At 51.5% G+C, this 25,364-nt stretch carries 17 protein-coding genes and 2 pseudogenes; 1 reads left to right on the forward strand and 18 read right to left on the reverse strand.

The annotated features are described in order from the left end of the window. Window positions 1-80: 80 nt before the first annotated feature. Window positions 81-1,478 carry a coniferyl aldehyde dehydrogenase gene (locus NCTC9997_RS09940; RefSeq protein ID WP_082935541.1) on the reverse strand — a complete coding sequence of 466 codons (1,398 nt, stop codon included), beginning with the start codon at window positions 1,476-1,478 and terminating at the stop codon, window positions 81-83. Between the two features lie 592 nt (window positions 1,479-2,070). Here NCTC9997_RS09940 and rrtA point away from each other — a divergent pair. After that, window positions 2,071-2,664: a rhombosortase gene (rrtA, locus tag NCTC9997_RS09945; protein ID WP_167550138.1), complete on the forward strand. Its 594-nt coding sequence runs from the start codon at window positions 2,071-2,073 to the stop codon at window positions 2,662-2,664. A gap of 52 nt (window positions 2,665-2,716) precedes the next feature. Here rrtA and NCTC9997_RS15335 read toward each other — a convergent pair whose 3' ends face one another. From NCTC9997_RS15335 to apt, 17 genes and pseudogenes are all read right to left on the reverse strand, one after another. Then, window positions 2,717-3,127 (reverse strand): ComEA family DNA-binding protein, encoded by a 411-nt coding sequence (locus NCTC9997_RS15335; protein ID WP_230405837.1) that lies wholly within the window; start codon window positions 3,125-3,127, stop codon window positions 2,717-2,719. 169 nt (window positions 3,128-3,296) lie between these two features. Further along, entirely contained in the window at window positions 3,297-5,165 is a 1,869-nt protein-coding gene (ppiD, locus tag NCTC9997_RS09955; protein WP_010864080.1) for a peptidylprolyl isomerase, read from the reverse strand. A gap of 129 nt (window positions 5,166-5,294) precedes the next feature. Further along, on the reverse strand, window positions 5,295-5,570 hold the full coding sequence (hupB, locus tag NCTC9997_RS09960) for a nucleoid-associated protein HU-beta (RefSeq protein ID WP_010864081.1): 276 nt from the start codon (window positions 5,568-5,570) through the stop codon (window positions 5,295-5,297). A gap of 242 nt (window positions 5,571-5,812) precedes the next feature. Next, a pseudogene (lon, locus tag NCTC9997_RS09965) lies at window positions 5,813-8,169 on the reverse strand (endopeptidase La). Window positions 8,170-8,352: 183 nt separating this feature from the next. After that, complete coding sequence (gene clpX, locus NCTC9997_RS09970; protein WP_010864083.1) at window positions 8,353-9,627, reverse strand: ATP-dependent protease ATP-binding subunit ClpX; 1,275 nt, start codon at window positions 9,625-9,627, stop codon at window positions 8,353-8,355. Between the two features lie 83 nt (window positions 9,628-9,710). Continuing rightward, a complete protein-coding gene (gene clpP / locus NCTC9997_RS09975; protein WP_010864084.1) occupies window positions 9,711-10,334 on the reverse strand; it encodes an ATP-dependent Clp endopeptidase proteolytic subunit ClpP in 624 nt (207 codons plus the stop codon). Window positions 10,335-10,436: 102 nt separating this feature from the next. Further along, the gene (tig, locus tag NCTC9997_RS09980) at window positions 10,437-11,741 is read right to left on the reverse strand and encodes a trigger factor (protein ID WP_010864085.1); all 1,305 of its coding nucleotides are present in this window, start codon (window positions 11,739-11,741) and stop codon (window positions 10,437-10,439) included. A gap of 489 nt (window positions 11,742-12,230) precedes the next feature. Next, window positions 12,231-13,100, reverse strand: a pseudogene (locus tag NCTC9997_RS09985) (L,D-transpeptidase family protein); the annotation flags it as partial. 381 nt (window positions 13,101-13,481) lie between these two features. Then, window positions 13,482-14,669 carry a dicarboxylate/amino acid:cation symporter gene (locus NCTC9997_RS09990; RefSeq protein ID WP_010864087.1) on the reverse strand — a complete coding sequence of 396 codons (1,188 nt, stop codon included), beginning with the start codon at window positions 14,667-14,669 and terminating at the stop codon, window positions 13,482-13,484. A gap of 349 nt (window positions 14,670-15,018) precedes the next feature. Then, the gene (locus NCTC9997_RS09995) at window positions 15,019-16,329 is read right to left on the reverse strand and encodes an inosine/guanosine kinase (protein WP_010864088.1); all 1,311 of its coding nucleotides are present in this window, start codon (window positions 16,327-16,329) and stop codon (window positions 15,019-15,021) included. A 234-nt stretch (window positions 16,330-16,563) separates the two neighbouring features. Further along, window positions 16,564-17,547: a ferrochelatase gene (gene hemH / locus NCTC9997_RS10000; RefSeq protein ID WP_064977995.1), complete on the reverse strand. Its 984-nt coding sequence runs from the start codon at window positions 17,545-17,547 to the stop codon at window positions 16,564-16,566. Window positions 17,548-17,860: 313 nt separating this feature from the next. After that, window positions 17,861-18,505, reverse strand: coding sequence for an adenylate kinase (adk, locus tag NCTC9997_RS10005; RefSeq protein WP_010864090.1), 645 nt, complete (start codon window positions 18,503-18,505; stop codon window positions 17,861-17,863). Window positions 18,506-18,741: 236 nt separating this feature from the next. Further along, a complete protein-coding gene (htpG, locus tag NCTC9997_RS10010; RefSeq protein ID WP_064978495.1) occupies window positions 18,742-20,625 on the reverse strand; it encodes a molecular chaperone HtpG in 1,884 nt (627 codons plus the stop codon). A 302-nt stretch (window positions 20,626-20,927) separates the two neighbouring features. Continuing rightward, window positions 20,928-21,536: a recombination mediator RecR gene (gene recR / locus NCTC9997_RS10015; protein WP_010864092.1), complete on the reverse strand. Its 609-nt coding sequence runs from the start codon at window positions 21,534-21,536 to the stop codon at window positions 20,928-20,930. An 11-nt stretch (window positions 21,537-21,547) separates the two neighbouring features. After that, on the reverse strand, window positions 21,548-21,880 hold the full coding sequence (locus NCTC9997_RS10020; RefSeq protein ID WP_010864093.1) for a YbaB/EbfC family nucleoid-associated protein: 333 nt from the start codon (window positions 21,878-21,880) through the stop codon (window positions 21,548-21,550). An 84-nt stretch (window positions 21,881-21,964) separates the two neighbouring features. After that, the gene (dnaX, locus tag NCTC9997_RS10025) at window positions 21,965-24,217 is read right to left on the reverse strand and encodes a DNA polymerase III subunit gamma/tau (protein ID WP_064977996.1); all 2,253 of its coding nucleotides are present in this window, start codon (window positions 24,215-24,217) and stop codon (window positions 21,965-21,967) included. Between the two features lie 192 nt (window positions 24,218-24,409). Beyond that, complete coding sequence (gene apt / locus NCTC9997_RS10030) at window positions 24,410-24,955, reverse strand: adenine phosphoribosyltransferase (RefSeq protein ID WP_010864096.1); 546 nt, start codon at window positions 24,953-24,955, stop codon at window positions 24,410-24,412. Window positions 24,956-25,364 lie beyond the last annotated feature (409 nt).

Consider the following 25,364-nt stretch of genomic DNA (forward strand, 5'->3'; position numbering starts at 1 on the left):
CTGAACATCACTGACTGGCGGCCTATCGGCACTCAACGCCAGTCAGTTAATTTCGCGTTTTATCTTATTTATCCACTCAGTTAGCGGCGTGACAACCAACGCAGCAATAGCCGATGCCACCAGCGATACGGGGGATGAATCAATGAGTTGAAATTCATCTTTCCGTATGACAGCACCGATTTCGGTTTCGAGAAGGTGCGAAAACCCTCAGGTCCATGGTATTGCCCCATTCCCGATGCACCCAGGCCGCCAAACGGCAAGCTATCAATGGCAGCATGGAATACCGTCTCATTGATACACATCCCTCCGGCATGTGCCGTCTTGATCACCATCTCAGTCAAAAATGGCTCATCGGTCATGAGATACAGCGCCAGTGGACGTGGGCGATGATGGATATAGCGCAGGGCAATCCCTATCACGTCATAGGTTTTAATGGGCAATAGCGGCCCAAAAATCTCCTCCTGCATGACCTGCATGTCTTCGGTCACATGGGTGATCAGGTGAGGCACCATCCGCCGCGTTACAGGATCGATCGCTGGCGTTTGCAACGGAATGATTTGCGCGCCCAGCGACTGGGCATCATTGAGCAAGTGCATCAGACGCTGAAAGTGCGCGTCACTGATCACCGAAGTGTAAGCCTCATTTTTTAGCGCATCAGGATACTGGCGGGCAAACGCAGCCTGCATCTCAGCAATCAAGGTATCTTGCCGCTCTTCTGGGCACAACACATAATCCGGCGCCACACAGGTCTGGCCGGCATTTAGCGCCTTGCCAAACACAATGGAGGGGGCAATTCGCGCAATATCAATGTCCGGAGCAATCAACACCGGACTCTTACCGCCCAACTCTAAAGTTACTGGCGTCAAATTGGCCGCGGCACTTTGCATTACTTTACGCCCCACCGCCGTAGAGCCGGTGAATAGCAGATGGTTAAACGGCAGCGCAGCAAATTCGGCGGCAATGTCAGGCCCGCCTTCCACAACACCCACCTCTTCATCGGCAAAAGCATCACTCAGCATCTGTCGTAGCGCTTGGTTGGTTTGCGGGGTCAACTCAGAAAGTTTCAGCAAAACGCGGTTACCCGCCGCCAATGCCGTGATCAACGGTAGCAAAGCCAGATTGACCGGATAGTTCCACGGCACAATGATCCCTACCACACCGAGCGGCTGATATTCCACCCACGCCCGTGCCGGCCAAAAACTCAAATCTACGTGGCGTTTTTCAGGTCGCATCCAGCGCGATAAATTACGCTGACTGTAACGCAGCAGTGAGTAGCTCGGCATCAGATCGGCCATCCGACACTCCATTTCCGAGCGCCCACCGAAATCCTGCGACATGGCACTGATTAAGGCTTGCTCGTGTTGACGCAACGCCTTGCGTAGCTGCTGCAGCCAGTGCTTGCGCATCGAATAATCCGGATTCGGATTCATATCAAATGCATTTTTTACCCGGTTAAAGGCTAATTGCACGGCTCCCATAACGCAGACTCCTCGCATTCAGTCTCAGTGAGATTAATTGACTCAATTTGGTGCACAGGTGGCTGAATCATTCTGGCTGTTAGTGACCGCAGAATAACGGCGATGCAGAGGCGATTCAGGTTCGAGTGATCTCGGTTAGTGCGGCCAGCTTACGGCATAGGTAACCGCTTAGATAGCGGCTTAAATAACCAAGATTCTCGTACATCGAAACTGTGCCACAGGTATCCCCATTGGCGCTACCTCTATCTGGTAACAAGCACCCTGCTTTTCTGTTTCCAGCGGTAAATTCAGTAATTTAATTGAAAAACAACACGTTATTACAAAACCATTCGCCATATTATTCTATAGAATGGTCAGGCTTGTACGACTATTGGCAAGCTATAACGTAGCGTCATAACCGCCACGGACTTCTCCAAGTATACGTGCTAATCTCAAAGACCGAGACGCCAGTGAATAATTTAAAGTGACAAATAAATAAACTTCGTCGCAAGGATTGCATCGATTGGCACATAACCACCGTCCGCATCAAGCCCCCACGGTTAGCACGACGACCGGAACAGCACGCACGCTCATGCGCTTCTTATCCAGAAGGATGCTAAAGTCATCCCATCGTGCTCTATACGGGTATTTGTTGCTCGGTAGCGTGCTACTGATCGCTTTGCAAACCGTGTCCCCTGCCATTGGGCAAGTTTTGCAATGGCAAGCATCTGATGCAGTAAATCTGCAAGCTTGGTGGCGGCCTTTTACTGCGCACCTCGTACACACTAATCTAACGCACTTACTGATGAATCTGCTGGGGTTATGGCTGCTCGTCTGGGCGGCCTATCCTTTACTGCGCGCTCGGCAAGCCATTACGCTTTATCTGCTGTGCTGTGTGGCTATCGGGCTGACATTACCGGCTAGCGGCCTTGGGAGTTATCGCGGATTATCTGGCGTGCTGTACGGAATAGTAGCGTGGCTAAGTGTGGCCAGTTGGCGCAGCCCTGGTGTTGCCATCCTGCCCAGTTGGCTGGCCGGAGGACTACTGGCATTGCTATTATGGCCAGATAGCCAGCACGATGCGTTTACCTCGCACTTGATACAAGCGCGCGTCGCTCATCTAGCCCATTTTTCTGGGGCGCTTTGCGGTGTGCTTTACGGCATGCTATGCCAACTACCGACTCAAACGAACTCACTGCGCAATTAAGCAAAAACGAAGCAGCATCTACGCAAACAGTAAGCGACAGCCACCGCGCGATTTACAGGCTGATCCGCTCACGGTTCTTTTTCAAAATCCCTTCGCCGATACCTTTCACTTCCAACAACTGTCGCACATCAGAAAACGCGCCATGGCGCGTGCGATATTCAACAATTGCCTCCGCCTTACGCCGACCAATACCAGATAGCCCCTGATCTAACTCATCCACCGAGGCAGTATTGATATTAACTGACGACATCGCCGGTTTTGTCTTCGCGCTCGCAGCAGAATGCGCTGAATTTTCAACCGTAGATGCAACGCCAGCCGTAGCCGGCTCCGCGGCCACATTTTCAATCGGCACGCCGTTAATAATATAGCGCTCCGCGCTTTGCGCACTGAACGTGAATGGTGGCAAACCGGTGAGCAGCAATAGTGCTACGACGGCAAAGGCAGGTTTCCTTGCATTGAACACGTGAGTCCATTCCTTTCTATGTACTGAAGATGTCGGTGACTTGAAATTGTCTTGGTGCGTCATACGGTATGCAAATAGATTCACCCGAACAATTCGCGCACACAGAAAAAGCAAAGAGCCGCAAAAGCGGCTCTTTGTGGTTACATCCTGTTGCAGTCAACGCGGAATATTACTCGGTTTCTGCCATGTTACCGTATTTGATGTCAGCATCAGCGCGCAGGCTAGCCAGCATCGCTTCGAAGGTCACAGTCATATCGGCATTCAGCTGCTGCTGAGCGAAAATTTTCTCCAGCTCAGGATTTGGCGTGCTCTGCACACCCAGCAGTTCAACCAGAACTACATCCCCTTCGCCGTTTTCACTGATGCCATACGCCGGCTTGCCTTCGGCTGGTTTTGCTAAGCCAAACACAGTGTTAACCAGTTGCTGGTCTGGTGAATTACGCTGCAAAGTCTCTTCAGCGGCGAAAGTCACACCAGCGGCTTTCAGCGCTTCGTCACCTTTACCCGCACGCAGTTCAGTCAGCAGCTGTTCAGCTTGCTTACGAGCAGCCACTTGCGCCTTCTGGAACTTCAGCAGCTGAGCAATTTCAGCGCTAACTTGTTCAAACGGCTTACGCGCTTCCTCTTTGTGCTCAACCACACGCACCACAAAAGCGTGGCTGTCGTCGACAGAGATCACGTCAGAGTTGCTGTTACCGGCAATCAGATCATCACTGAAGATAGCTTTCGTCAGTGCAGGGAAGTTCAGTGCGGCAGGCACATCCTGCTGGCTGAACAAACCGGTTTCCTGAATCTTCAGGCCAGTTGCGCTGGCGACGTCATCCAGTGAGTCCGGATTTTCGAATGCTTTGTCGCTGGCTTTTTGCTGCAGAGCATAAAACTCGTCAGTCGCTTTGGTTTGACGCAGCTGCTTAGCCACTTCATCACGCACTTCAGACAGTGGGCGAACCTGCGCTGGCTGGATATCATCCAAACGAATGACATGATAACCAAACTGTGTTTTCACGATCCCAGAGATATCGCCTTTTGCCGCTAAGGCAAAAGCAGTTTGCTCAAACTCTGGCGCCATCACGCCTTTTTCAATCCAGCCCAGATCGCCACCGTTACGGCCAGAGAACTTGTCTTCGGACTTGGTTTTGGCCAACGTCGCAAAGTCAGCACCTTGCTTAAGCTCGGTTTCGATTTCCTGCGCGGCTTTCTCGTTGCTAACCAGAATGTGGCTCAGCTTACGACGCTCAGGCTGGCTGAAGTGAGATTTGTTGTCCTGATAGTACTGAGCAATCGCGGCATCATCGATTTTCACCGCGTCTTGCAGCGCTTTCGCATTCAGCTCTACATAACGAACTTTGACCTGCTCCGGTGACATGAAGCTGGTTGGATTCGCATCGTAATAGGCTTTCTCTTCCTGCTCAGTCACAGTTTGCTTGGCTTCCAGTGGCTTAACCGCCAAGGTAGCCAGACGCACCTTACGCTCTTGTGTCAGCAGGGCGAATGTTTGCTCGCTCTCTTTTGGCAGCACAAAGTCAGTCGCAGTAAAGGCTGACAGCAGTTGCTGGCGCACCATTTGCTGACGCATGTATTGGCTAAAAGAGTCCGGCGTAAAGCCAGCACGTTGGATCAGCTCCAGATACTGGGCATTATCAAAACGGCCGTCTTTTTGGAATTCAGGCATGTTGACGATGCTTTGCTTGATTTGATCATCACTGACACGCAGGTTCAGTTTTTTCGCATATTTATCAAGCAGCACGTCATCGATCAGACGGTTCAGTACGTCTTTACGTACCATGTTCAGGTACTTAGGGTCTGCAGCTAAGGTATTGAAATTATCCCCGAGGCGTTGTTGTAAGTTATTACGCTCACTTTGATACGCCTGCTCGAACTGCTGGTTGGTAATTTCCTGGCCATCCACTTTAGCAACATAGTTGCCGGAGGAGCTGAGGAAGCCCTGCACACCGGTCAGAACGAACGACAGAATAATGATACCGAGCACAACTTTCAGCGCGATGCTATGTTGAGCGCTGCGCAATTTGTCCATCATGAGTTGACAATGCTCCGTCTTGTTACGCTGTCAAATAAGAAAAAAAGCGCATCATAGGATGCGCCTTGAAATCAGTGCCACTGTATGTTGGTTGTTAATTGACGCGCCAACACCCGGCATTGAGATTAATTAGCCATTAACGGCATCTTTCAGTGCTTTACCCGGACGGAACGCTGGCACTTTAGCAGCAGCGATGGCAATTTCCTTGCCTGTCTGTGGGTTACGACCAGTACGGGCTGCACGCTCACGCACGGCGAAAGTACCGAAACCTACCAGAGCCACATCATCACCGGCCTGCAGTGATTCGGTTACAGACTCAATTAAAGCATCTAACGCACGACCTGCTGCGGCTTTAGAAATGTCAGCATTCGCCGCAATCTTGTCAATCAGTTGAGACTTATTCACTCTTCATCCCCTCTAAGAATCTCATATCGTGCCCGGTGATGTCCTTCAGGGCTACGATGGCGCTTTTATATCAGTCTTGATACTGCTTGGCAAGCTGACATCACGCCGGTCTGTTTAAGTTGCAAGCCACGTAGCACAAGGGCTGAGCAGCTTTGACTGTAATACGGTAACGGGACAAAAAAAGACTGGCAAGGTCATCTGACCCTGCCAGTCTCACATTTATCTACGCTTCTTGCAGCAGATCACGCTTTCGCCGCTGGCAGCTCTGCGCCGAACGGGTTATTTTCCAGCGCCAGAGTCAGAACCTGATCAATTTTGCTGACCGGATGGATCTGCAAATCGGCAATCACGTTCTCTGGGATCTCTTCCAGATCGCGACGGTTCTCTTCTGGGATCAGCACCACTTTCACGCCACCACGGTGAGCGGCCAGCAGTTTCTCTTTCAAACCACCGATTGGCAGCACCTGACCACGCAAGGTGATCTCTCCCGTCATCGCCACATCAGCGCGTACCGGATTACCGGTCAAGCAAGATACCAGTGCGGTGCACATGGCAATACCAGCACTTGGACCGTCTTTTGGCGTTGCCCCTTCTGGCACGTGGACGTGGATATCACGTTTTTCGTAGAAGTCTGGGTTAATGCCCAGCTTCTCGGCACGTGACCGCACCACGGTCATCGCGGCCTGAATGGATTCTTGCATCACCTCACCCAACGAACCGGTATAGGTCAGCTTGCCTTTGCCCGGCATAGAGGCCGTTTCGATGGTCAGCAGATCGCCCCCCACTTCGGTCCACGCCAAACCGGTGACCTGACCGATATGGTTTTCACCATCGGTGCGGCCATAATCAAAGCGCTGCACGCCCAAGTACTCTTTCAAGTTCTTGTCGTTGATGGTAATGCTCTTCAGGCTCTTATCCAGCAACAGGTTCTTCACCGCTTTACGGCACAGTTTGGAGATTTCACGCTCCAAGCTACGCACGCCGGCCTCACGGGTGTAGTAGCGAATAATGCCAATCAGGGCACTCTCTTCTACCGTCAGCTCGTTTGGCTTCAGCGCATTGCGCTCAATTTGTTTTGGCAGCAGATAGCGCTGAGCGATGTTCAGTTTCTCGTCTTCGGTATAACCAGACAGACGGATCACTTCCATACGATCCAGCAAAGGACCTGGGATGTTCATGGAGTTCGAGGTCGCCACAAACATCACATCGGACAAGTCGTAATCCACTTCCAGATAGTGATCGTTGAACGTTGAGTTCTGCTCTGGATCCAACACTTCCAGCAATGCCGAGGCCGGATCGCCACGCATGTCGGACGCCATTTTGTCAATCTCATCCAGCAGGAACAGCGGGTTTTTCACGCCCACTTTGGCCATTTTCTGGATCAGCTTGCCCGGCATGGAGCCGATGTAAGTCCGACGGTGACCGCGGATCTCAGCTTCATCACGTACGCCGCCAAGCGCCATACGCACGTATTTACGGCCAGTCGCTTGCGCGATGGATTGCCCCAGAGAGGTTTTACCTACCCCTGGCGGACCAACCAGACACAGGATTGGACCTTTCACCTTGTTGATTCGGCTTTGTACCGCCAAATATTCCAGATGCGCTCTTTAACACGTGCCAGACCGTAGTGGTCTTGATCCAGAATCTGTTGCGCTTTCGCCAGATCTTTTTTCACTTTGCTACGCTGATGCCAAGGCACCTGCAGCATCCAATCAATGTAGCCGCGCACAACGGTGGCTTCGGCCGACATTGGTGACATCATTTTCAGCTTTTGCAGTTCGGCTTCGGTTTTTTCCTTCGCCTCTTTCGGCATTTTTGCCGCATCGATCTTCTGCTTTAAGCCTTCAAATTCATCAGGAACATCTTCCATCTCGCCGAGTTCTTTCTGAATCGCTTTCATTTGCTCATTCAGATAGTACTCACGCTGGCTCTTTTCCATCTGCTTTTTCACGCGGTTGCGAATACGCTTTTCCACTTGCAGCAGATCGATTTCAGATTCCATCATCGCCATCAGATATTCCAGACGCTCAGAGACGCTGGTAATTTCCAGCACCGCTTGCTTGTCTTTCATCTTCAATGGCATGTGCGCGGCAATGGTGTCCGCCAGACGCGCAGCATTGTCGATACCGGCCAGAGAAGTCAGCACCTCAGGCGGGATCTTTTTGTTCAATTTGATGTAGTTTTCAAACTGAGCGGTGGCGGTACGTACCAGCACTTCCTGCTCAGCTTCGTCGACCGGCTGCGTCGTCAGGAAATCAACCTGCGCGACAAAAAACTCATCACTGTCAGATACCAAATTAATTTTGGCGCGCTGCTGACCTTCAACCAATACCTTAACGGTACCGTCAGGGAGTTTCAGCATCTGCAAGATGGTCGCAACCGTACCGACCGGATGCAGATCCGCCGCAGTCGGCTCCTCGGTGCTCGCATCTTTTTGCGCCACCAGCAGGACCTGCTTGTCATTTTCCATTGCTGCTTCTAAACAACGGATGGATTTTTCCCGCCCTACAAACAGGGGAATGACCATATGCGGATATACCACCACATCACGCAACGGAAGAACGGGAACATCAATTCGCTCGGAACGCTCCAGGTTCATAGAACTCTCTCTTAAAGACTTAGCTTCCGCCAAAATTTAGTTGTTATCTGAGTATATGGGGACGGAAAAACCAGATTCAACGTCTGACACTATAACTTAGTAAAGAAAAAGAGAAGGTTACCCTTCCCTCTATATTACGCTGTTTCTGCAGACATTTTCTGTCTAAATCACCGTCAAGCGGGATTAATCTGCATTCGATGCCTGAGCTTCCGGTTTGGAATAAATCAGGATCGGTGAAGCGTTACCGTTAATAACCGCGTCGTTGATAACCACTTTCTCCACACCGCTCAATGTCGGCAGGTCATACATGGTATCCAACAATACGGCTTCAACGATAGAGCGCAGACCACGCGCACCGGTTTTACGCGCCAGTGCTTTCTTCGCAATGGCGATCAGCGCATCTTGCTGGAATTCCAGCTGTACGCCTTCCAGATCAAACAGCGCTTGATACTGCTTGGTCAGTGCGTTCTTCGGCTCTTGCAGGATCTGAATCAGTGCCGCTTCATCCAGCTCAGTCAACGTGGCGACAACCGGCAGACGACCGATGAATTCCGGGATCAGACCAAACTTGATCAAATCTTCCGGCTCGACCTGAGTAAACAGCTCACTCAGACCAATCTTGTCATCTTTACCTTTCACCTGCGCACCGAAACCGATACCCGTACCGGTATTCAGACGCTGCTCAACCACTTTATCTAAGCCAGCAAATGCACCGCCACAGATGAACAGGATCTTGGAGGTATCAACCTGCAAGAACTCCTGCTGTGGATGCTTACGACCACCTTGTGGTGGAACGGCCGCAACGGTACCTTCAATCAGCTTCAGCAGGGCCTGCTGTACGCCTTCACCGGATACATCACGGGTGATTGACGGGTTGTCAGACTTACGGGAAATTTTGTCAATTTCATCGATGTAGACAATACCGCGCTGGGCTTTGGCCACATCGTAATCGCATTTTTGCAGCAATTTCTGGATGATGTTTTCTACGTCTTCACCCACATAACCGGCTTCGGTCAGTGTAGTGGCATCGGCCATGGTGAAAGGAACATCCAGCAAACGAGCCAGCGTTTCGGCCAGCAAAGTTTTACCACTACCGGTAGGACCGATCAGCAGGATATTACTCTTGCCCAGTTCCACACCATTGTTGGTATCGCCATTACGCAGGCGCTTGTAGTGGTTATATACCGCAACAGCCAGAACTTTCTTGGCATGATCCTGCCCAATCACGTAATCATTCAGATGGTTACGGATCTCGTGGGGAGTAGGCAGTGCACTGCGATCACGGCGTGGTGACAGTTCTTTGATCTCTTCGCGGATGATGTCGTTACACAGATCGACACATTCATCGCAGATATACACGGACGGCCCGGCAATCAGCTTGCGCACTTCATGCTGGCTCTTGCCGCAGAAGGAGCAATACAACAATTTGCCTGACCCGTCTTTGCGCTTATCTGTCATTCGTAAACCTCTTATCGGGGCTCAGCCCCGGAACCTGATAAACCTGTTTTCAGTGTATATCAGCCCCCGGAATGTTGCCGCTATTACTCGCGATGGCTGAGTACTGCATCAACCAGACCATATTCCACCGCTTCTTCAGCCGACATGAAATTATCGCGGTCAGTATCGCGTTCAATTTTGTCCAGTGGCTGTCCGGTATGCGCGGCCAGCATTTCATTCAGTTTCTGTTTGGTTTTCAGAATCTCTTGCGCATGGATCTGAATGTCAGAAGCTTGTCCCTGGAAACCGCCCAGAGGCTGGTGGATCATAACGCGGCCATTCGGTAAACAGAAGCGTTTCCCTTTAGCACCACCGGCTAACAGGAATGCGCCCATCGAACAGGCCTGTCCCATACATACGGTGCTCACGTCTGGCTTGATGAACTGCATGGTGTCATAGATAGACATACCGGCAGTCACCGAGCCACCTGGTGAGTTGATGTACAGGTAGATATCTTTTTCCGGATTCTCTGACTCAAGGAACAGCAGCTGAGCCACGATCAGGTTCGCCATATGATCTTCCACCTGACCGGTCATAAAAATGACGCGCTCTTTTAGCAGGCGGGAATAGATATCATAGGAGCGTTCGCCGCGTGATGTCTGCTCAACAACCATCGGCACTAAAGCCATACGGGTGGTGAAATCATCCTGTTTTGCGTTGTATGACATTGCCTTCTCCCCATAGAAAAATGGCCCGAGTGATGCTTCACCCGAGCCATAGATAGCAGAAGAGCCGAAATTAAGTCAAATACTTAGGTCGGCCCATAGTTCTTAGGCTGCCGGTGCTTGGTTCATCAGCTCATCAAAAGTTGCTGCTTTTTCAGAAACTTTTGCTTTTGCCAGAACGGCATCAATTGCTTGTTCTTCCAGAGCAACATTGCGCATGTTGTTCATCAGTTCTTCGTTCTTCTCGTAGTAAGCAACGACTTCTGATGGATCTTCGTATGCGGAAGCCATGTCAGCGATCAGTGCTTTAACGCGCTCATCATCAGCCTTCAGTTCGCTGGACTTGATTACTTCACCCAGCAGCAGGCCGATTTGTACGCGACGACGAGCTTGTTCTTCGAACAGTTCACGTGGCAGTTCGAATGCTTTGTTAGCCTGAGCACCGAAACGCTGAGCCGCTTGCTGACGCAGAACATCAATCTCACCATCGATCAGAGCAGCAGGAATGTCAAACTGGTTTGCTTCCAGCAGACCTTCCAGAACCTGAGTCTTCACGCGGTTTTTCACTGCGTTGGTCAGTTCACGGGTCATGTTCTTACGGATTTCAGCCTTCAGGCCTTCCACAGAACCGTCCGCTACACCGAAACGCTGAACGAACTCTGCAGTCAGTTCTGGCAGTTCACGCTCTTCAACTTGCTTCAGAACGATAGCGAACTGAGCAACTTTACCTTTCAGGTTTTCAGCGTGGTATTCAGCTGGGAAAGTCACTTCGATAGTGAACTCTTCGCCCGCTTTGTGACCTACGATACCTTCTTCGAAGCCAGGAATCATACGGCCCTGGCCCATTGCCAGTACGAAATCAGTCGCTTTACCGCCTTCGAATACTTCGCCGTCTACAGAGCCGGTGAAATCGATGGTTACGCGGTCTTCAGCTTCTGCAGCGCGATCAGCTGCTTTCCAAGTCGCTTGCTGCTTACGCAGAACGTCGATCATGTTGTCAACGTCAGCGTCGGTCACTTCAACTACCGGCTTCTCAACTACGATAGATTCCAGACCCTGCAGAGCGATCTCTGGGTACACTTCAAAAGTAGCAGTAAAAGTGAAATCCTGACCTTCAGTCGCTTCACCTGGAACGAAAGTTGGCGCGCCAGCCGGATTTACTTTCTCTTTGATGATAGCTTCGATGAAGTTGCGTTGCATTGCTTCACCCAGTACATCTTGGCGTACGGACTGACCATAGCGCTTGGCTACCAGGCTCATCGGTACTTTACCCTTACGGAAGCCATCTACACGTACGTTCTTTGCAACGCGCTGCAGTTCGTTACGAACAGCAGTTTCAATAGCATCAGCTGCTACAGTGATGGTCATGCGGCGCTCAAGGCCTTGAGTAGTCTCAACGGAAACTTGCATCTTTTACCTCAAAAAAATCCTCAGTGCTCGGAATTGCTGAGCGGTGTGGTTGTAGCGTTACACTCAATAAAACTCAACGACACAATCAGTCGCCGAACACAACCGATATATCCTGTTATCGGAACATCCCGAGTACAGTTTGGAAAACTAGACGGGGCATTATAGCGGTGCTAGGGGGGGGAGTCGAGTTAACAGAGGGCAACAGATGTGCTTGCGCTCAATTTTCCCGCAACCTGTCGCAGTTTAATTGTCTGTAAACTTGTCTAAACGCATCAGTTATTAACACGCAGAGGGAATGTGAATATCAGATACACTGTGATTTACAGAAATTAACGGTTTATCTCTGCTGTTCTGTGCATATTCACTGAGCGTTATCGCTGCACCATTGGTATAAAAAACCCCGCGGTAATAAGCGGGGTTTCCAAAACTGTATGCTCGCGCTAACAGCCACCAAGAAAGAAAAAATTATTCTCAGTTGCTTTCGCCTGCGGTCACATTCACTGGGATACCAGAGCGACGCGCCACTTCTTTCTCAGCATCAGTGCTGTTAGTTAGTGGGCTCAGAATGAAAGATTGAACCGGCTTGGTGAATGGGATCACCATAGTCTGTGGGTCATCGCTTTCATTCTTAGACAGCGGCTGGTGTACTTCGATATAACGCTGGCCATTTGGCTCGACAGAAACTTTGATTGGCTCGTTCACCACCTGCACACGGGTACCTACTGGTACGGTGTTGAACAGGGTTTCGATGTCATCTGGGCGCAGACGGATGCAGCCGGCGCTCACGCGCATGCCGATACCGAAGTTAGCGTTAGTGCCGTGAATCAGGTATTCGCCTTTACCGTGCGCCAAACGCAGGGCAAACAGACCCATTGGGTTTTCTGGACCGGCCGGTACTACGGCTGGCAAGGAGATACCTTGGGCTGCGTACTCTTTACGAGTATTCGCTGTTGGCGTCCACGTAGGGTTTGCACGCTTGGAGATGATGCTGGTCACCATGGTTGGTGTCGAGCGGCCCACACGGCCGATACCAATTGGGTAAACCTCAACGGTATTAGAGCCTTTTGGATAGTAGAACAGACGCAGTTCTGCCAAGTTAAGAACGATACCTTCACGTGGCGTATCTGGCAGCAGCATCTGAGTTGGGATACGCAGGGTCATCCCTTTTTGTGGCAGGAACGGATCCACATCAGGATTCGCTTCCAACATCGCAATCAGACCTACTTGATAACGTGCGGCAATCGCTTCGAGCGACTCACCGTTACCTGGAACAACATAGGTTTCTTCAGTACCAACCAGACGGCTACCCGCTGGCGGCAAAGGATAAGACGCAGCCAGTGCCGAAGGCACTGTCATCATTGCCAGCGCAGACACCAGCAGGCCGGCAAATACACGAACAGCTTTCATTGATGACCCCAAAAGAGCCTAGTTTCATATCAGTATGGACAATCCATACCATATGGCTAGTGCGAAATTAACAAGATTGTAACCAGAGGCGTAGCATAGGATCAGACCTGAACCGGTCTGCGGCTAACAACATCAGGGGCACATATTAAATTATGTCTACAAAAAACAATAAACCTTTTGTTCAGATTTTTTTGATCTTTGCTTTTACATCATGTGATTACGCAACACTGCGCCCCTATCCGGCCTAACCGACGTAAAAAAGCCCGCTAAGCGGGCTTTTTGTATCTCTGATCCACTGAATCAGAAGGATTAATCAGTACAACCTGACATCAATTAGGCGATATCTTCCGCCACTTCCGGCTCAGCATCTTCCACGCTGTCACCAGCAGCCATCTTGTCGACACACATCGCCAGCGCACCATCACCGGTTACGTTACATGCAGTACCGAAACCATCTTGTGCCAAGTGCAGCGCAATCTGCAGACCAAGCATCGCTTCGCTAAAGCCGAGCATGGTACCCAGCAGACCCAGCGCCGCCATCACCGCACCACCCGGCGCACCTGGTGCAGCCACCATGGTGATACCCAGCATCATAATAAATGGCAGCATCTCACTCAAAGATGGCAGGTGAGCATAACCGCTCATCAGCATCACAGCACAAGCTACAGTCACGATACTGATAGCAGAGCCCGCCATGTGGATATTTGCACACAGTGGCACCACAAAGTTCGCAATGCCTTTGCTGGTTCCGGCCACTTGCGCTTGGCGCAGCGTTACTGGCAGGGTTGCCGCCGAAGACATGGTTCCCAGCGCGGTAAAGTAAGCCGGCATCATGTTTTTCAGCAGGAACAGCGGTGAACGCTTAACGATAGCGCCAGTGGTAATGAACTGGAATGCCAGCCACAACCAGTGCAGCACAACCACCAGCACCAGTACCAGACTGAATGTCTTCAATGTGGCGAACACGGTGCCCTGTACGGTCATATCGGCAAAAACACCGGCGATATAGAACGGCAGCGCCGGGATCATGCACTTGCTCAGCAGCAGTTCAATGATGTCACGGCCTTGGTCGCTCAGCTTTTTCATTTCGCTGCTGCCGGTGGACACAATGCCCAGACCGAACACGAATGCCAGCACCAGTGCACTCATCACGCCCATCACTGGCGGGATTTGCAGAGTCATCAGTGGCTCTAACTTACGTACCGGCTCCGCCAGCGTACCAGCATGGCTCAGCAATGATGGCAGGATCTGGATTGAAGCAAAGTAAGCCAAGAAACCCGCACCTACCGTGGAGGCATAGGCCAAGCCAACGGTTTTGCCGAGCAATTTACCGGAGTTCTTCGGCAAACTGGCAATACCGCTGGTAACAAAAAACAGGATCAATAGCGGGATGGTAAAACCAATCATCTGGCTGATCAGCACCTTGGCGGTGATCAGTACACGGATAAACAGATCTGGTGCAAAAAGGCCGCAAAGTACACCGAAAGCAATACCTGCCAGCAAGCGTAAAATCAACTTCATCGTTCCCTCTCTAATAATAACAGCATGTGGGGCATCGGATTTAGGGCGCCTTTTTAGCATGCAGGAAAAATTAAATCTGCCTTAAATAGTGAAAAAATTCGGTTTAATCATAAAGTTTATCACTAAACGCTAAATATGAACGTTTCAGCTCAAATTTATGAAGATTTTAAACCGTGTTTATATTGCATTTAAAAAAGGCCGGCTGGCCGCCCCATAGGCCATCGCTAGTCACCGTGTCATATAAAACAGCTTCATATGTAACACGATGTACGAACCCAGCATGAATATAAAAAAAGCCAGCATAACTATGCTGGCCTGATCGGTGGGATGCGTACAATCTAAATGTCGATTAACGTTCCCAGTAGGACTCTTCCAAGCTGTCTTCGCGCTCTGGCAGACCACGAGTCAAACGTGGTGAGTGCTGGTTCAGCACTTGATAGCTCACGCGGTTAGCGTATTTACACAGTTGAGCCAGTGAGGAATAGCTCATAAAGGTGCGCATATGCTTGCTGGAGTTCGGAACGTTATTACGGTGATACTGATTTGCGGCCATGTCATGCAAAATCGATGACAGCGCGGCATCTCCGGCACCATTGGTGTTCATGATTTTTTCTGGGCCGCCCATGTACGGGGAGATGTGCGAGTAAATCCGCTTTGGATTTTCACACGCCTCACGATGCATCGGACGGCTGAACTCGTACAGGTTAAACTCAGGGATCACCCCTGGCAGCAGCGGATGCTGAGTCTGACGCAGCGTGCTTTCATCGGTATAACCGGCCATGTACAGGCCGACAGGACCGGCAGTACACAGCACCAGATCAACCCAATCCAGCGCCTTATCTGAGGCCGCCAGCGGATCTTCGATACCGGTCAGCGCTGCCGCTTCTTCTTCATTCATCGCCACCACATCAATGTGATCACGCAGGAAGTCACGCCACCACTGAGGGTTTTCTTCAATCAAGATCTTGGTGCCCAGCGTCAATACCACTGGCACACCGTACTGCTTGGCATAACCGATAGCACGCATAGTAGCGTCAGACATCGGCTCACCCGGCTTGCAACGCAGCAAGTAAGAGGTCAGTACCAGCGCTGAAGCGCCAGCAATCACTTCCTCAGGAATGCTTTCTGGATTCAGGTGGTTCATCATGCCTGGGCTGATCGCAAATGTACGTTCGCCATTTTCGGAGATCAGCGCAAAGCAGCGACCAATAGGGCCATCAACCGGTTGCAGGTAGTCCAGATCCAAGCGGCTGGAGGTGTTGCACAGATAACGGTACGCATAGCCACCGATTTCGATGTGACTGCACATGACGCCCAGCATGATGGATTTATCATCGGCCAGAACGGAGTAGTTGTGCAGCGTATTGCCGATCGTGCCGCCGGCAAATTCGTGGGTGATCAGATCACGCTCTTTCAGTTCTTTGTACAGGGCTTCAGCAACATCATCTTCAATCAGTGAAGAGTGACCTTTGCTCAGGTTGTAACGGCTAAGAAAATCCTCATCGACTCGCGCTTCAATATCAACCAGCGTCTGGTCAATACCGACCACATAGGCGGTGCTGATTTCACTTTCAGCAGCTCGCATCTGGTTGATTAACAGCGGATCGCGGGCACTGACAGGAAAGTAATGCTTGGATTTACGTTGACCGGGAAATTTCATCGTTCAGATCCAGAAAGAGGCGTTGGACAATCAGCTAGAACGCGAATTCTATCACAGAAAGCTGCAAACAAAATGATGAAAGCACGGATCGCGCAACAAGCTAAACCAAGGCAAAGGCCGTACAGACGCTGTCAGACCCGATACGGGGACGCTCACATCCCCTCTTCACTTTAATCCCCAACGCTTGATTGTTCACCTATACCGCACTTAGGGCTGCGCGATACCGTTTTTACACTACATCTCGTTCTGTACGAGGTGATACATCAGCTCAATGTGTGCCCGATCATCATTGAGTGCCGCCACATAAGTAAACTGCTCGCCGCCGGCTTGCAAAAACGTATGCTGATTTTGCTCAGCAATCTCTTCCAAGGTTTCCAAACAGTCCGCCGCGAAACCCGGACAAACTACGGCAATCTTGCGCACGCCCTGCGCTGGCCAAGCGGTGAGAGTCTGATCAGTATAGGGCTTTAACCACTCTTCGCGGCCAAAACGTGATTGGTAACTCAGCTGCCATTGCTCTGGCGTCAACCCCAACTCATCGGCGACCGCCTGCGCCGTCACTTCACATTGACGTGCGTACTCATCACCTTCATCAACATAGCGCTGCGGCAAACCGTGGAACGAAAACAGCAGTTTATCCGGCCAATCCCCCGAATCTTGCGCCGGTAAGCTGCGACGCAACTTTTCAGCTAACGCAGCAATATAGTGCGGGTTATCGTGGTAATCGCGAATAAAACGAATCGCAGGCAGATTACGACGCGTACGCAGCGCCTTACTCAGCCCATCCCACACTGCAGCGGTGGTTGAGCTCGAATACTGCGGAAATAGCGGTAACACCGTGAGATGAGTGACACCTTGCGCTTGCAACGCATCTAAGGCCTGTGCGATTGAAGGCTGACCGTAAGTCATGCCAAGTTCCACCGGACAGGCCATCTCTCGCTCGGCCAAGAGCTGAATCAGCGCCGCTTGTTGACGACGGGAAAAAGCTAACAACGGCGAGCCGTCGTCTGTCCACACCGATTGGTACAAACGCGCCACGCGCGGGGAGCGCAACGGCAAAATGATCCCATGTAGTAGCGGACACCACAGCCAACGGCTCATGTCGACCACACGATGATCATGCAGAAACTCGCTCAGATAACGTCTGACGGCCGCTGGAGTTGGTGCATCCGGCGTGCCAAGGTTAACCAGTAAGATACCGTGCTGTTTCTCGCTCATTGCCACTCCTTGTCATAGGTCTATGGCTATTATGCCCTGCCGGCTAGGCGGATGCAGCACAAACCGCTAAGGACGCGGCAATTTATTAGTACGTTGATATCCCTATATTTTCACGGGTTTTATTCTGATTTTCGAAAGGCTAAGGCTGTATTTATTCGATGTGTTGATGACGGGAATTGCGGTGACTTAGGTGGTGCTGTAAACAAAAAAACGGCCCGTCATTTGACAGGCCGTTGGTATGCTACTTTTTTACGCTGCGGCTTTTCCCCGATAACGCGTCAATCACGCGTAGAGGCTCAAGCGCACTAGGGGATTAACCCAGAATTTGCGCCAGCTCTTGACTTACCGCGTCAACATTGCGGGTACCGTCCAGCTTGAAGTAACGGGTGTTACCCGCATCAGCTTCTTTGGTGTAGTAAGCCACCAATGGCTCGGTTTGCTCGTGGTAAATGGCCAGACGCTTACGCACGGTTTCCGCTTCGTCATCCGCACGGATGATCAGGTCTTCACCGGTTACATCATCTTTGCCTTCCACTTTCGGCGGGTTGTATACCACGTGGTACACACGGCCAGAAGCTGGGTGTACGCGGCGGCCACTCATACGCTCAACGATCACTTGATCCGGCACGTCGAATTCCAGAACGAAATCAACATCGATACCGGCTTCTTTCATGGCATCAGCCTGAGGAATGGTACGTGGGAAACCGTCCAGCAGGAAACCGTTACGGCAATCTTCTTGCGCGATACGCTCTTTAACCAGAGAAATGATCAGTTCATCAGTAACCAGCTGACCGGCGTCCATGATGGCTTTTGCTTGCAGACCCAGTTCAGTGCCCGCTTTTACTGCAGCACGCAGCATGTCACCGGTGGAGATTTGCGGGATCCCGTACTTCTCCATGATGAATTGAGCCTGAGTTCCTTTACCTGCACCTGGAGCACCGAGCAGAATGATGCGCATGGATGATTCCTCTAATTAGCAATAAATTCAGTGAAGGGTAGTAATTTTTTAGGGATAAACCATACCACTCCCAGCAAGCGGATCTCAAGAACGAAGCCTGCTATCGCAGCTCAGGGGGATAGAAAAGCGGTTAGTTTGCTGAAATATTCAGCATCCCTTTAAAATAAAACGCCGCCCGTCCTCAGACAAGCGGCGTTTTTCAGCTTATACGGATTTAATCCAGCAAGTTGGCGCTATTATGCCATCAGCAGTTGGTTCATGCGGCGCACGAACGCACTTGGATCTTCCAGACTGCCGCGCTCAGCCAGCATGGCCTGCTCCAGCAGCAACTCAACCCAGTCATTAAACTGCACTTCGTCAGCGGTATCCGCCACTTTTTTCACCAATGCGTGCTCTGGGTTAATCTCGAACACGTATTTAATCTCTGGCGCTTTTTGACCGGCAGCGGCAAACAGTTTTGCCATCTGAGTGGTCATTTCATCAGATTCAGTGGTAACCAGCGCTGGAGTATCGGTCAGACGGTGAGTCAGACGCACGTCTTTCACGCGCTCGCCCAGATAGCCCTTCACGCGCTCAACAAAGGAGCTGAATTCAGCGTCGGCTTCTTTCTGCTTCGCTTCTTCTTCCTTGTCCGCCAGTGCGCCCAGATCCAAATCAGCTTTAGTAACAGACTGGAACTGCTTGCCATCGAACTCGGTCAGGTAGCTCATCATCCACTCGTCGATACGATCGGAGAGCAGCAGAACTTCGATACCTTTCTTACGGAACAGCTCCAGATGCGGGCTGTGTTTCGCGGCAGCGTAGCTGTCGGCAGTGATGTAGAAGATCTTCTCCTGACCTTCTTTCATGCGGCTGACGTAATCGGTCAGTGACACATTTTGTACATCGCTGTCGTTGTGGGTAGAGGCAAAGCGCAACAGCTTAGCAATCGCTTCTTTGTTGCTGAAATCTTCGGCTGGGCCTTCTTTCAGCACCAAACCAAACTCGTTCCAGAAGGTTTGATACTTCTCAGCATCATCTTTGGCCAGTTTTTCCAGCATCTGCAGTACACGCTTGGTGCAAGCACTACGCAAGTTCTGAGTAATGCGGTTATCCTGCAGAATTTCACGCGATACGTTCAGCGGCAGATCGTTAGAGTCAATCAGACCACGCACGAAGCGTAGGTAGGTTGGCATGAACTGCTCAGCGTCATCCATAATAAACACGCGCTGTACGTACAGCTTCAGGCCGTGTTTATGATCACGGTTCCACATATCCCACGGTGCGTGCGATGGGATATACAGCAAGCTGGTGTATTCCTGCTTACCTTCCACACGGTTGTGGCTCCAGATCATTGGTTCGGAGAAGTCGTGCGAAATGTGTTTGTAGAATTCTTTGTACTCGTCGTCAGAAACGTCGGCTTTGCTGCGGGTCCACAGGGCTTGTGCCTTGTTGATTTTCTCCCACTTCAGCTCGCCTTCGCTGCCATCTTCGTTATGCTCGCGAGTTTGGATCTCAACCGGCAGGCTGATGTGATCAGAGTATTTGCCGATGATGGTGCGCAGACGCCAGTCATCCAAGAACTCTTTTTCATCATCACGCAGGTGCAGAATGATGTCAGTACCGCGATCGGCTTTGGTGATATCGGCAACGGTATAGTCACCTTCACCGCTAGACTCCCAGAATACGCCCTCTTCCGGCTTAGCGCCGGCAGCGCGGGTGCGTACGGTTACTTTGTCGGCCACAATGAAGGCAGAGTAGAAGCCCACACCGAATTGACCAATCAGCTGGCTGTCTTTCGCTTGATCAGAGCCGATAGACTCCAAAAACGCTTTGGTGCCGGACTTGGCAATGGTGCCCAAGTGATCAATCACTTCAGCACGCGTCATACCGATGCCGTTATCACTGATAGTGATGGTGCCCGCGTCTTTATCTACTGACAAACGTACATGCAAGTCGCCCTGACCTTCATACAGATCGGGCTGAGACAGCGCACGGAAACGCAATTTATCCGCCGCATCGGAGGCGTTGGAGATCAGCTCACGCAGGAAGATTTCTTTATTGGAATAGAGTGAGTGGATCATCAGTTGCAGCAGTTGCTTAACTTCTGACTGAAAACCGCGCGTTTCTTGCGCTTTCATGGTGGTATCTTGTGACATTGCAAATCCTCGTATCAACAGATAGCAAAAAACCTCGATGTGAAATAAGTGGGGACAGGAAAATCAATTTCAAGGGGCTAATTTTGCTGGATTATTAAATTTCATCTGCAATTGGCGAATTAATACGCGCTAACGCACTATAGCGTAAAGATATGGCGTACAGATTTGCAGAATTTTGCCGGCGCGTGACGAGTACGGGGTAAGCAAGCCGGTATAGATACCGACAAGAAAATAAGACAAGAAAAAAGGAAGACCGAAGTCTTCCTTTTACATAATCAACACAATCAGAACTTGATGGGATGACGTCCGGCTAAAGAGTGGGACAGCGTAGTGCCATCCACCATTTCCAGCTCGCCGCCCACCGGCACGCCATGGGCGATCCGGCTAGCTAAGACGCCGTGCATCGCACAAAGCTCGGCGATGAAGTTCGCTGTCGCATCCCCTTCCACGGTCGGATTGGTTGCCAAGATCACTTCACTGACTTGCTCTTGCGCCAAACGCTCTTCCAGCCGATCCAGACCAATATCGTCTGGACCAATGCCATCAAGTGGCGACAAGTGGCCCATCAGCACAAAGTAACGACCGGAGTATTGCCCGGTCTGTTCAATCGCCTGAATATCGGCCGGACTTTCCACCACGCAAATCTGCTGGCTCTTTTGCCGACGCGGATTGCTACAGATAGTACACACATCCGCTTCGGTAAAGGTCCGGCAATCGTTGCAGTGGCCAATTTCCGACATCGCGCGAGTGAGCGTCTGCGCTAAACGCATGCCACCACTGCGATCACGCTGCAACAGGTGGAACGCCATCCGCTGTGCGGATTTCGGCCCCACCCCGGGCAAGCAACGCAGGGCTTCCATCAGTGAATCTAAAAGCGGGCTGGTATTTGCCATCAGTCCGCCAATCAGAATGGCATCTTGAAGCCAGGTGGCAGTTGCATACCGCCAGTAACCTGCGCCATTTTCTCTTTCTGGGTTTCTTCGATACGACGAGCGGCATCATTAAATGCTGCTGCGATCAGGTCTTCCAGCATCTCTTTGTCGTCTTCCATCAGGCTTTCGTCAATGGTCACGCGACGGCAGTTGTGTGCGCCGTTGATGGTGACTTTGACCAGACCGGCACCAGATTCACCGGTCACTTCCAGCTGGGCAATCTCTTCTTGCATTTTCTGCATACGATCTTGCATTTGCTGGGCTTGCTTCATCAGGTTGCCAAGACCACCTTTACCACCAAACATAGTGCTCTCTCTTTTAATCAGGGGTTAAGCCAAAAGCGGCAGAATTACAAATTGCGAAATTATAGCCACATTACCGCTGTAAGCTTACAACGGTCGGATGCTGTCATCTTCCAAATCTGCGCCGAATAAACGGCGCAGTTGCAGGATATTTTTATCATCCTGTAACGACTGACGCGCCTGCGCCAGCTTTTCATCATAAATCGCCTGTCTAATCTCAAGCGGAGTCAGACGGGTTTTATCATCATTTTCGATAATTTCAAGCGTTACCGGTGCGCCCGCCAATTGGCTCAGCGCCTCGCTTAACTGTTCTTTGGCGCGATCGGTGTTCAAATGCCGCTGCGATGAGCGCAGTAACAAACGAACCTGCCCGGGTGCAGGCTCCTCTTTTACCGCATTTAAGGCCAGCTGTTCCACCAATTTCGCCACGTTCAGCTTTTCAATTTGCGCCGACCAGCTATCACGCTCACAGGCTTCGTGCGCCAGCTTCAGCGCCATTTCTGGCGTTTTTTCGTGCTCCAGTGACGAGCGCACGACATCGGGTGTCACCACCTCTGGTGCTTCTTCTACTGGATTAACCGGCTTCCAGCGATAAGCTTCCGGCTTTTTGGCTTTGCTGCTCACGGCGCTATCTGCCGTTCGCGGCCCCGCACTCGGACGCACACGTTGCTCACCGGCGGCGGCTAAGCGCTCCAGTGGCGAAGGTTTATTCCCGGCCGGTCGCAGGGTTACGGCTGCTGCAACCGGCGTCGTTTTTTTTGTGCTAGTGCCCTCACCCGCCGAAGGCTCGGCATGCCGCTGACGGCGCAGTTGCGCACGGGCTTGCAAGGCCTGTAACGCTGGCGAATCAGCACTCCCTGCAGGGAAGCCAGCAACTGGCGCGCTATCTCCCATTGGTGCAGGTACGGTAGCGCTAGGCTCCATTGCCGCAGGCGCAGCCGCTGGTGGCATACTCGGTGCTACACGCCCCGCAGCGACATGCGACGATGCTGGATACGACGGCGCTTGTGAGGGTGGCATAGGTGCTTGCTGCGTTTGCTGCATTTGCATTGGCGCTTGCGCAGGCATATGCCCACTTTGCATCGCCGATGCGGCTGGCATGGCGGCCGTGTTCACTGGTGCGGAGTGATGCGCTGGCGCTGCATTCGTTGGCGCAATGTGAGTAGGTGCGGCATTGGATACCGGTGCACGGCTTGGACTCTGACCGGCTGCCGCCATGGCATCAAAAGTACCAGACGCTACCGGCGTGCTCACTTTTTTTGGATGAAAAGCCAATGCGCGCAGGAAAGTCATTTCAGTGCCACTGCGACGATCCGGCGCTAACAGCAGCTCTTTACGGCCCACCAGCAAGGTCTGATAAAACAGTTGAATATCCTGCGGCGAAACGGTTCGCGCCAACTCACGCAAGCGAACGGCATACGGGTCGGCCTCTTCCAGCGTACCTGGCAGCAATTGCGCCATCGCCACGCGATGTAAAATCGCTGATGTCTCCACCAGCAAAGCTTCCCAATCGGTACCTCGCTCGGCTGCTTGCTGCAACAGCAGCATAACCTGCTCGGCATCGCCGCGATGCAAGGCTTCCACCAACGCCAACGGCTGATCGGCATCCAAGGTGCCCAACATATGGGAAACACCCGTGGCGGTCACATCACCACCGCCCATGGCAATGGCTTGGTCAGCCAGACTGAGCGCATCACGCATGCTGCCTTCCGCTGCGCGCGCCAGTTGCAGCAATGCACGCGCTTCAAACGGGATGGCTTCGGCGGTCAGAACTTTTTCCAATTGGGCACGGATCTGATCCGGATCCAGTGCTTTTAGATGAAACTGCAAACAGCGCGATAAGATCGTCACCGGTAATTTTTGCGGATCCGTGGTCGCCAGCAAGAATTTCACGTACTCCGGCGGCTCTTCCAGCGTCTTAAGCAGCGCGTTAAAGCTGTGACGCGAGAGCATGTGCACTTCGTCGATCAGATAGACCTTGAAGCGGCCTCGCACCGGGGTGTACTGCACATTATCTAGCAGCTCACGGGTATCTTCGATCTTGGTGCGGGAAGCGGCGTCAATCTCCAGCAGGTCAACAAAACGCCCTTCATCAATTTCGCGGCAAGTTTCACACACGCCACATGGCGTAGCCGTGATACCGGTTTCGCAGTTCAGCCCTTTGGCGAACAAACGGGCGATAGAGGTTTTCCCTACCCCGCGCGTACCGGAAAAGAGATATGCATGGTGCAGACGGCCCAGCGATAAACCGTTCGCCAGCGCGGTCAGTACGTGCTCCTGACCCACTACTTCTGCAAAATTATGTGGACGCCACTTACGGGCTAAAACCTGATAACTCATCGGCACCGGAAGACTGAATAAAACGAGACAGTAATACTATCACAGAAAGCGGAAAAACCGTGTCCCAACCGCAGACAGGCTTCTCACTCAAGTGATATTCACGATAAAAAAACAGGGACTTTCTCGCGAAAGCCCCTGTTTTCTAGATTTTTATCCTAACGCGCACGGTTTAGTTACCGCCGCATATCCGGATTAATGACCTTCGAAGTCAACCAGACTGAAGGTATTGATGCCCATGCCTTCCAGACGCTTCTGGCCACCCAGATCTGGCAGGTTGATGATGAATGCAGCATCAGTCACTTCACCGCCCAGACGACGGATCAGCTTCGCGGTCGCTTCAATGGTACCGCCAGTCGCCAGCAGATCATCAATCACCAGCACTTTATCACCCGGAACAATGGCATCAACGTGCATTTCCAGTGTGTCAGTGCCGTATTCCAGCGCATAGCTTTCCGCGATCACTTCACGTGGCAGTTTGCCCGGCTTACGCACAGGAACAAAACCAACACCCATCTCCAACGCTACCGGCGCACCGAAGATAAAACCGCGTGACTCAGTGCCCACCACTTTGGTGAAGCCTTGATCACGATAGCGGTCAACAATCAGACGGATACTGGCAGCAAATGCCTCTGGAACTTCCAGCATGCTGGTCACATCACGGAACAAAATGCCCTGCTTCGGGTAATCCGCAATAGTTTTAATACTGTCTTTAATTAATTGACGTGTTTGCTCGGTCATATCAGTTAGTCCGCTGTACAGGAGGGATCCACAAAACCACACTCGGCATGCCGGCTCCCGCCCCGTCCCCTGACAAAAGAGGCCGTTGACACCATTGAGCCTGACCGCGTGCGCGCAGAATGAATTTCAAAAGAGCAGAATCTAGACAAACCGGAAGCAGATTGCAATGGGTTAAATTAAATCTCCGGCCTTCTGTCTACATCTTACCCATAGCAACTAAACTTTGATTGCGACCTGATCGCTTTCAGATAACCAACGCCACAATGGCGCAACAAACCACCATTACGCGCAACCTCATTAACGCGCGCCGAAAGTTGATTTGTAACACTATCTTGCAGCAGGTTGTGATTTGGGTCTCATACGTGTAAACGATGGTGTCTAAAAAAAAATACGCGTCCTGCACAACACA

Origin of the sequence: Plesiomonas shigelloides (assembly GCF_900087055.1) — a bacterium.
GTDB lineage: Bacteria > Pseudomonadota > Gammaproteobacteria > Enterobacterales > CAMTGL01 > Plesiomonas > Plesiomonas shigelloides.

What these genes read in the sequence shown, in the direction of transcription:
- recR (WP_010864092.1), bottom strand. Translation starts at nt 21,536, where the DNA reads ATGGCAAATACCAGCCCGCTTTTAGATTCACTGATGGAAGCCCTGCGT.
- dnaX (WP_064977996.1), bottom strand. Translation starts at nt 24,217, where the DNA reads ATGAGTTATCAGGTTTTAGCCCGTAAGTGGCGTCCACATAATTTTGCA.
- hemH (WP_064977995.1), bottom strand. Translation starts at nt 17,547, where the DNA reads ATGAGCGAGAAACAGCACGGTATCTTACTGGTTAACCTTGGCACGCCG.
- NCTC9997_RS09995 (WP_010864088.1), bottom strand. Translation starts at nt 16,329, where the DNA reads ATGAAATTTCCCGGTCAACGTAAATCCAAGCATTACTTTCCTGTCAGT.
- NCTC9997_RS09990 (WP_010864087.1), bottom strand. Translation starts at nt 14,669, where the DNA reads ATGAAGTTGATTTTACGCTTGCTGGCAGGTATTGCTTTCGGTGTACTT.
- htpG (WP_064978495.1), bottom strand. Translation starts at nt 20,625, where the DNA reads ATGAAAGCGCAAGAAACGCGCGGTTTTCAGTCAGAAGTTAAGCAACTG.
- clpP (WP_010864084.1), bottom strand. Translation starts at nt 10,334, where the DNA reads ATGTCATACAACGCAAAACAGGATGATTTCACCACCCGTATGGCTTTA.
- tig (WP_010864085.1), bottom strand. Translation starts at nt 11,741, where the DNA reads ATGCAAGTTTCCGTTGAGACTACTCAAGGCCTTGAGCGCCGCATGACC.
- apt (WP_010864096.1), bottom strand. Translation starts at nt 24,955, where the DNA reads ATGACCGAGCAAACACGTCAATTAATTAAAGACAGTATTAAAACTATT.
- NCTC9997_RS10020 (WP_010864093.1), bottom strand. Translation starts at nt 21,880, where the DNA reads ATGTTTGGTGGTAAAGGTGGTCTTGGCAACCTGATGAAGCAAGCCCAG.
- adk (WP_010864090.1), bottom strand. Translation starts at nt 18,505, where the DNA reads ATGCGCATCATTCTGCTCGGTGCTCCAGGTGCAGGTAAAGGAACTCAG.
- ppiD (WP_010864080.1), bottom strand. Translation starts at nt 5,165, where the DNA reads ATGATGGACAAATTGCGCAGCGCTCAACATAGCATCGCGCTGAAAGTT.
- rrtA (WP_167550138.1), top strand. Translation starts at nt 2,071, where the DNA reads ATGCTAAAGTCATCCCATCGTGCTCTATACGGGTATTTGTTGCTCGGT.
- clpX (WP_010864083.1), bottom strand. Translation starts at nt 9,627, where the DNA reads ATGACAGATAAGCGCAAAGACGGGTCAGGCAAATTGTTGTATTGCTCC.
- NCTC9997_RS09940 (WP_082935541.1), bottom strand. Translation starts at nt 1,478, where the DNA reads ATGGGAGCCGTGCAATTAGCCTTTAACCGGGTAAAAAATGCATTTGAT.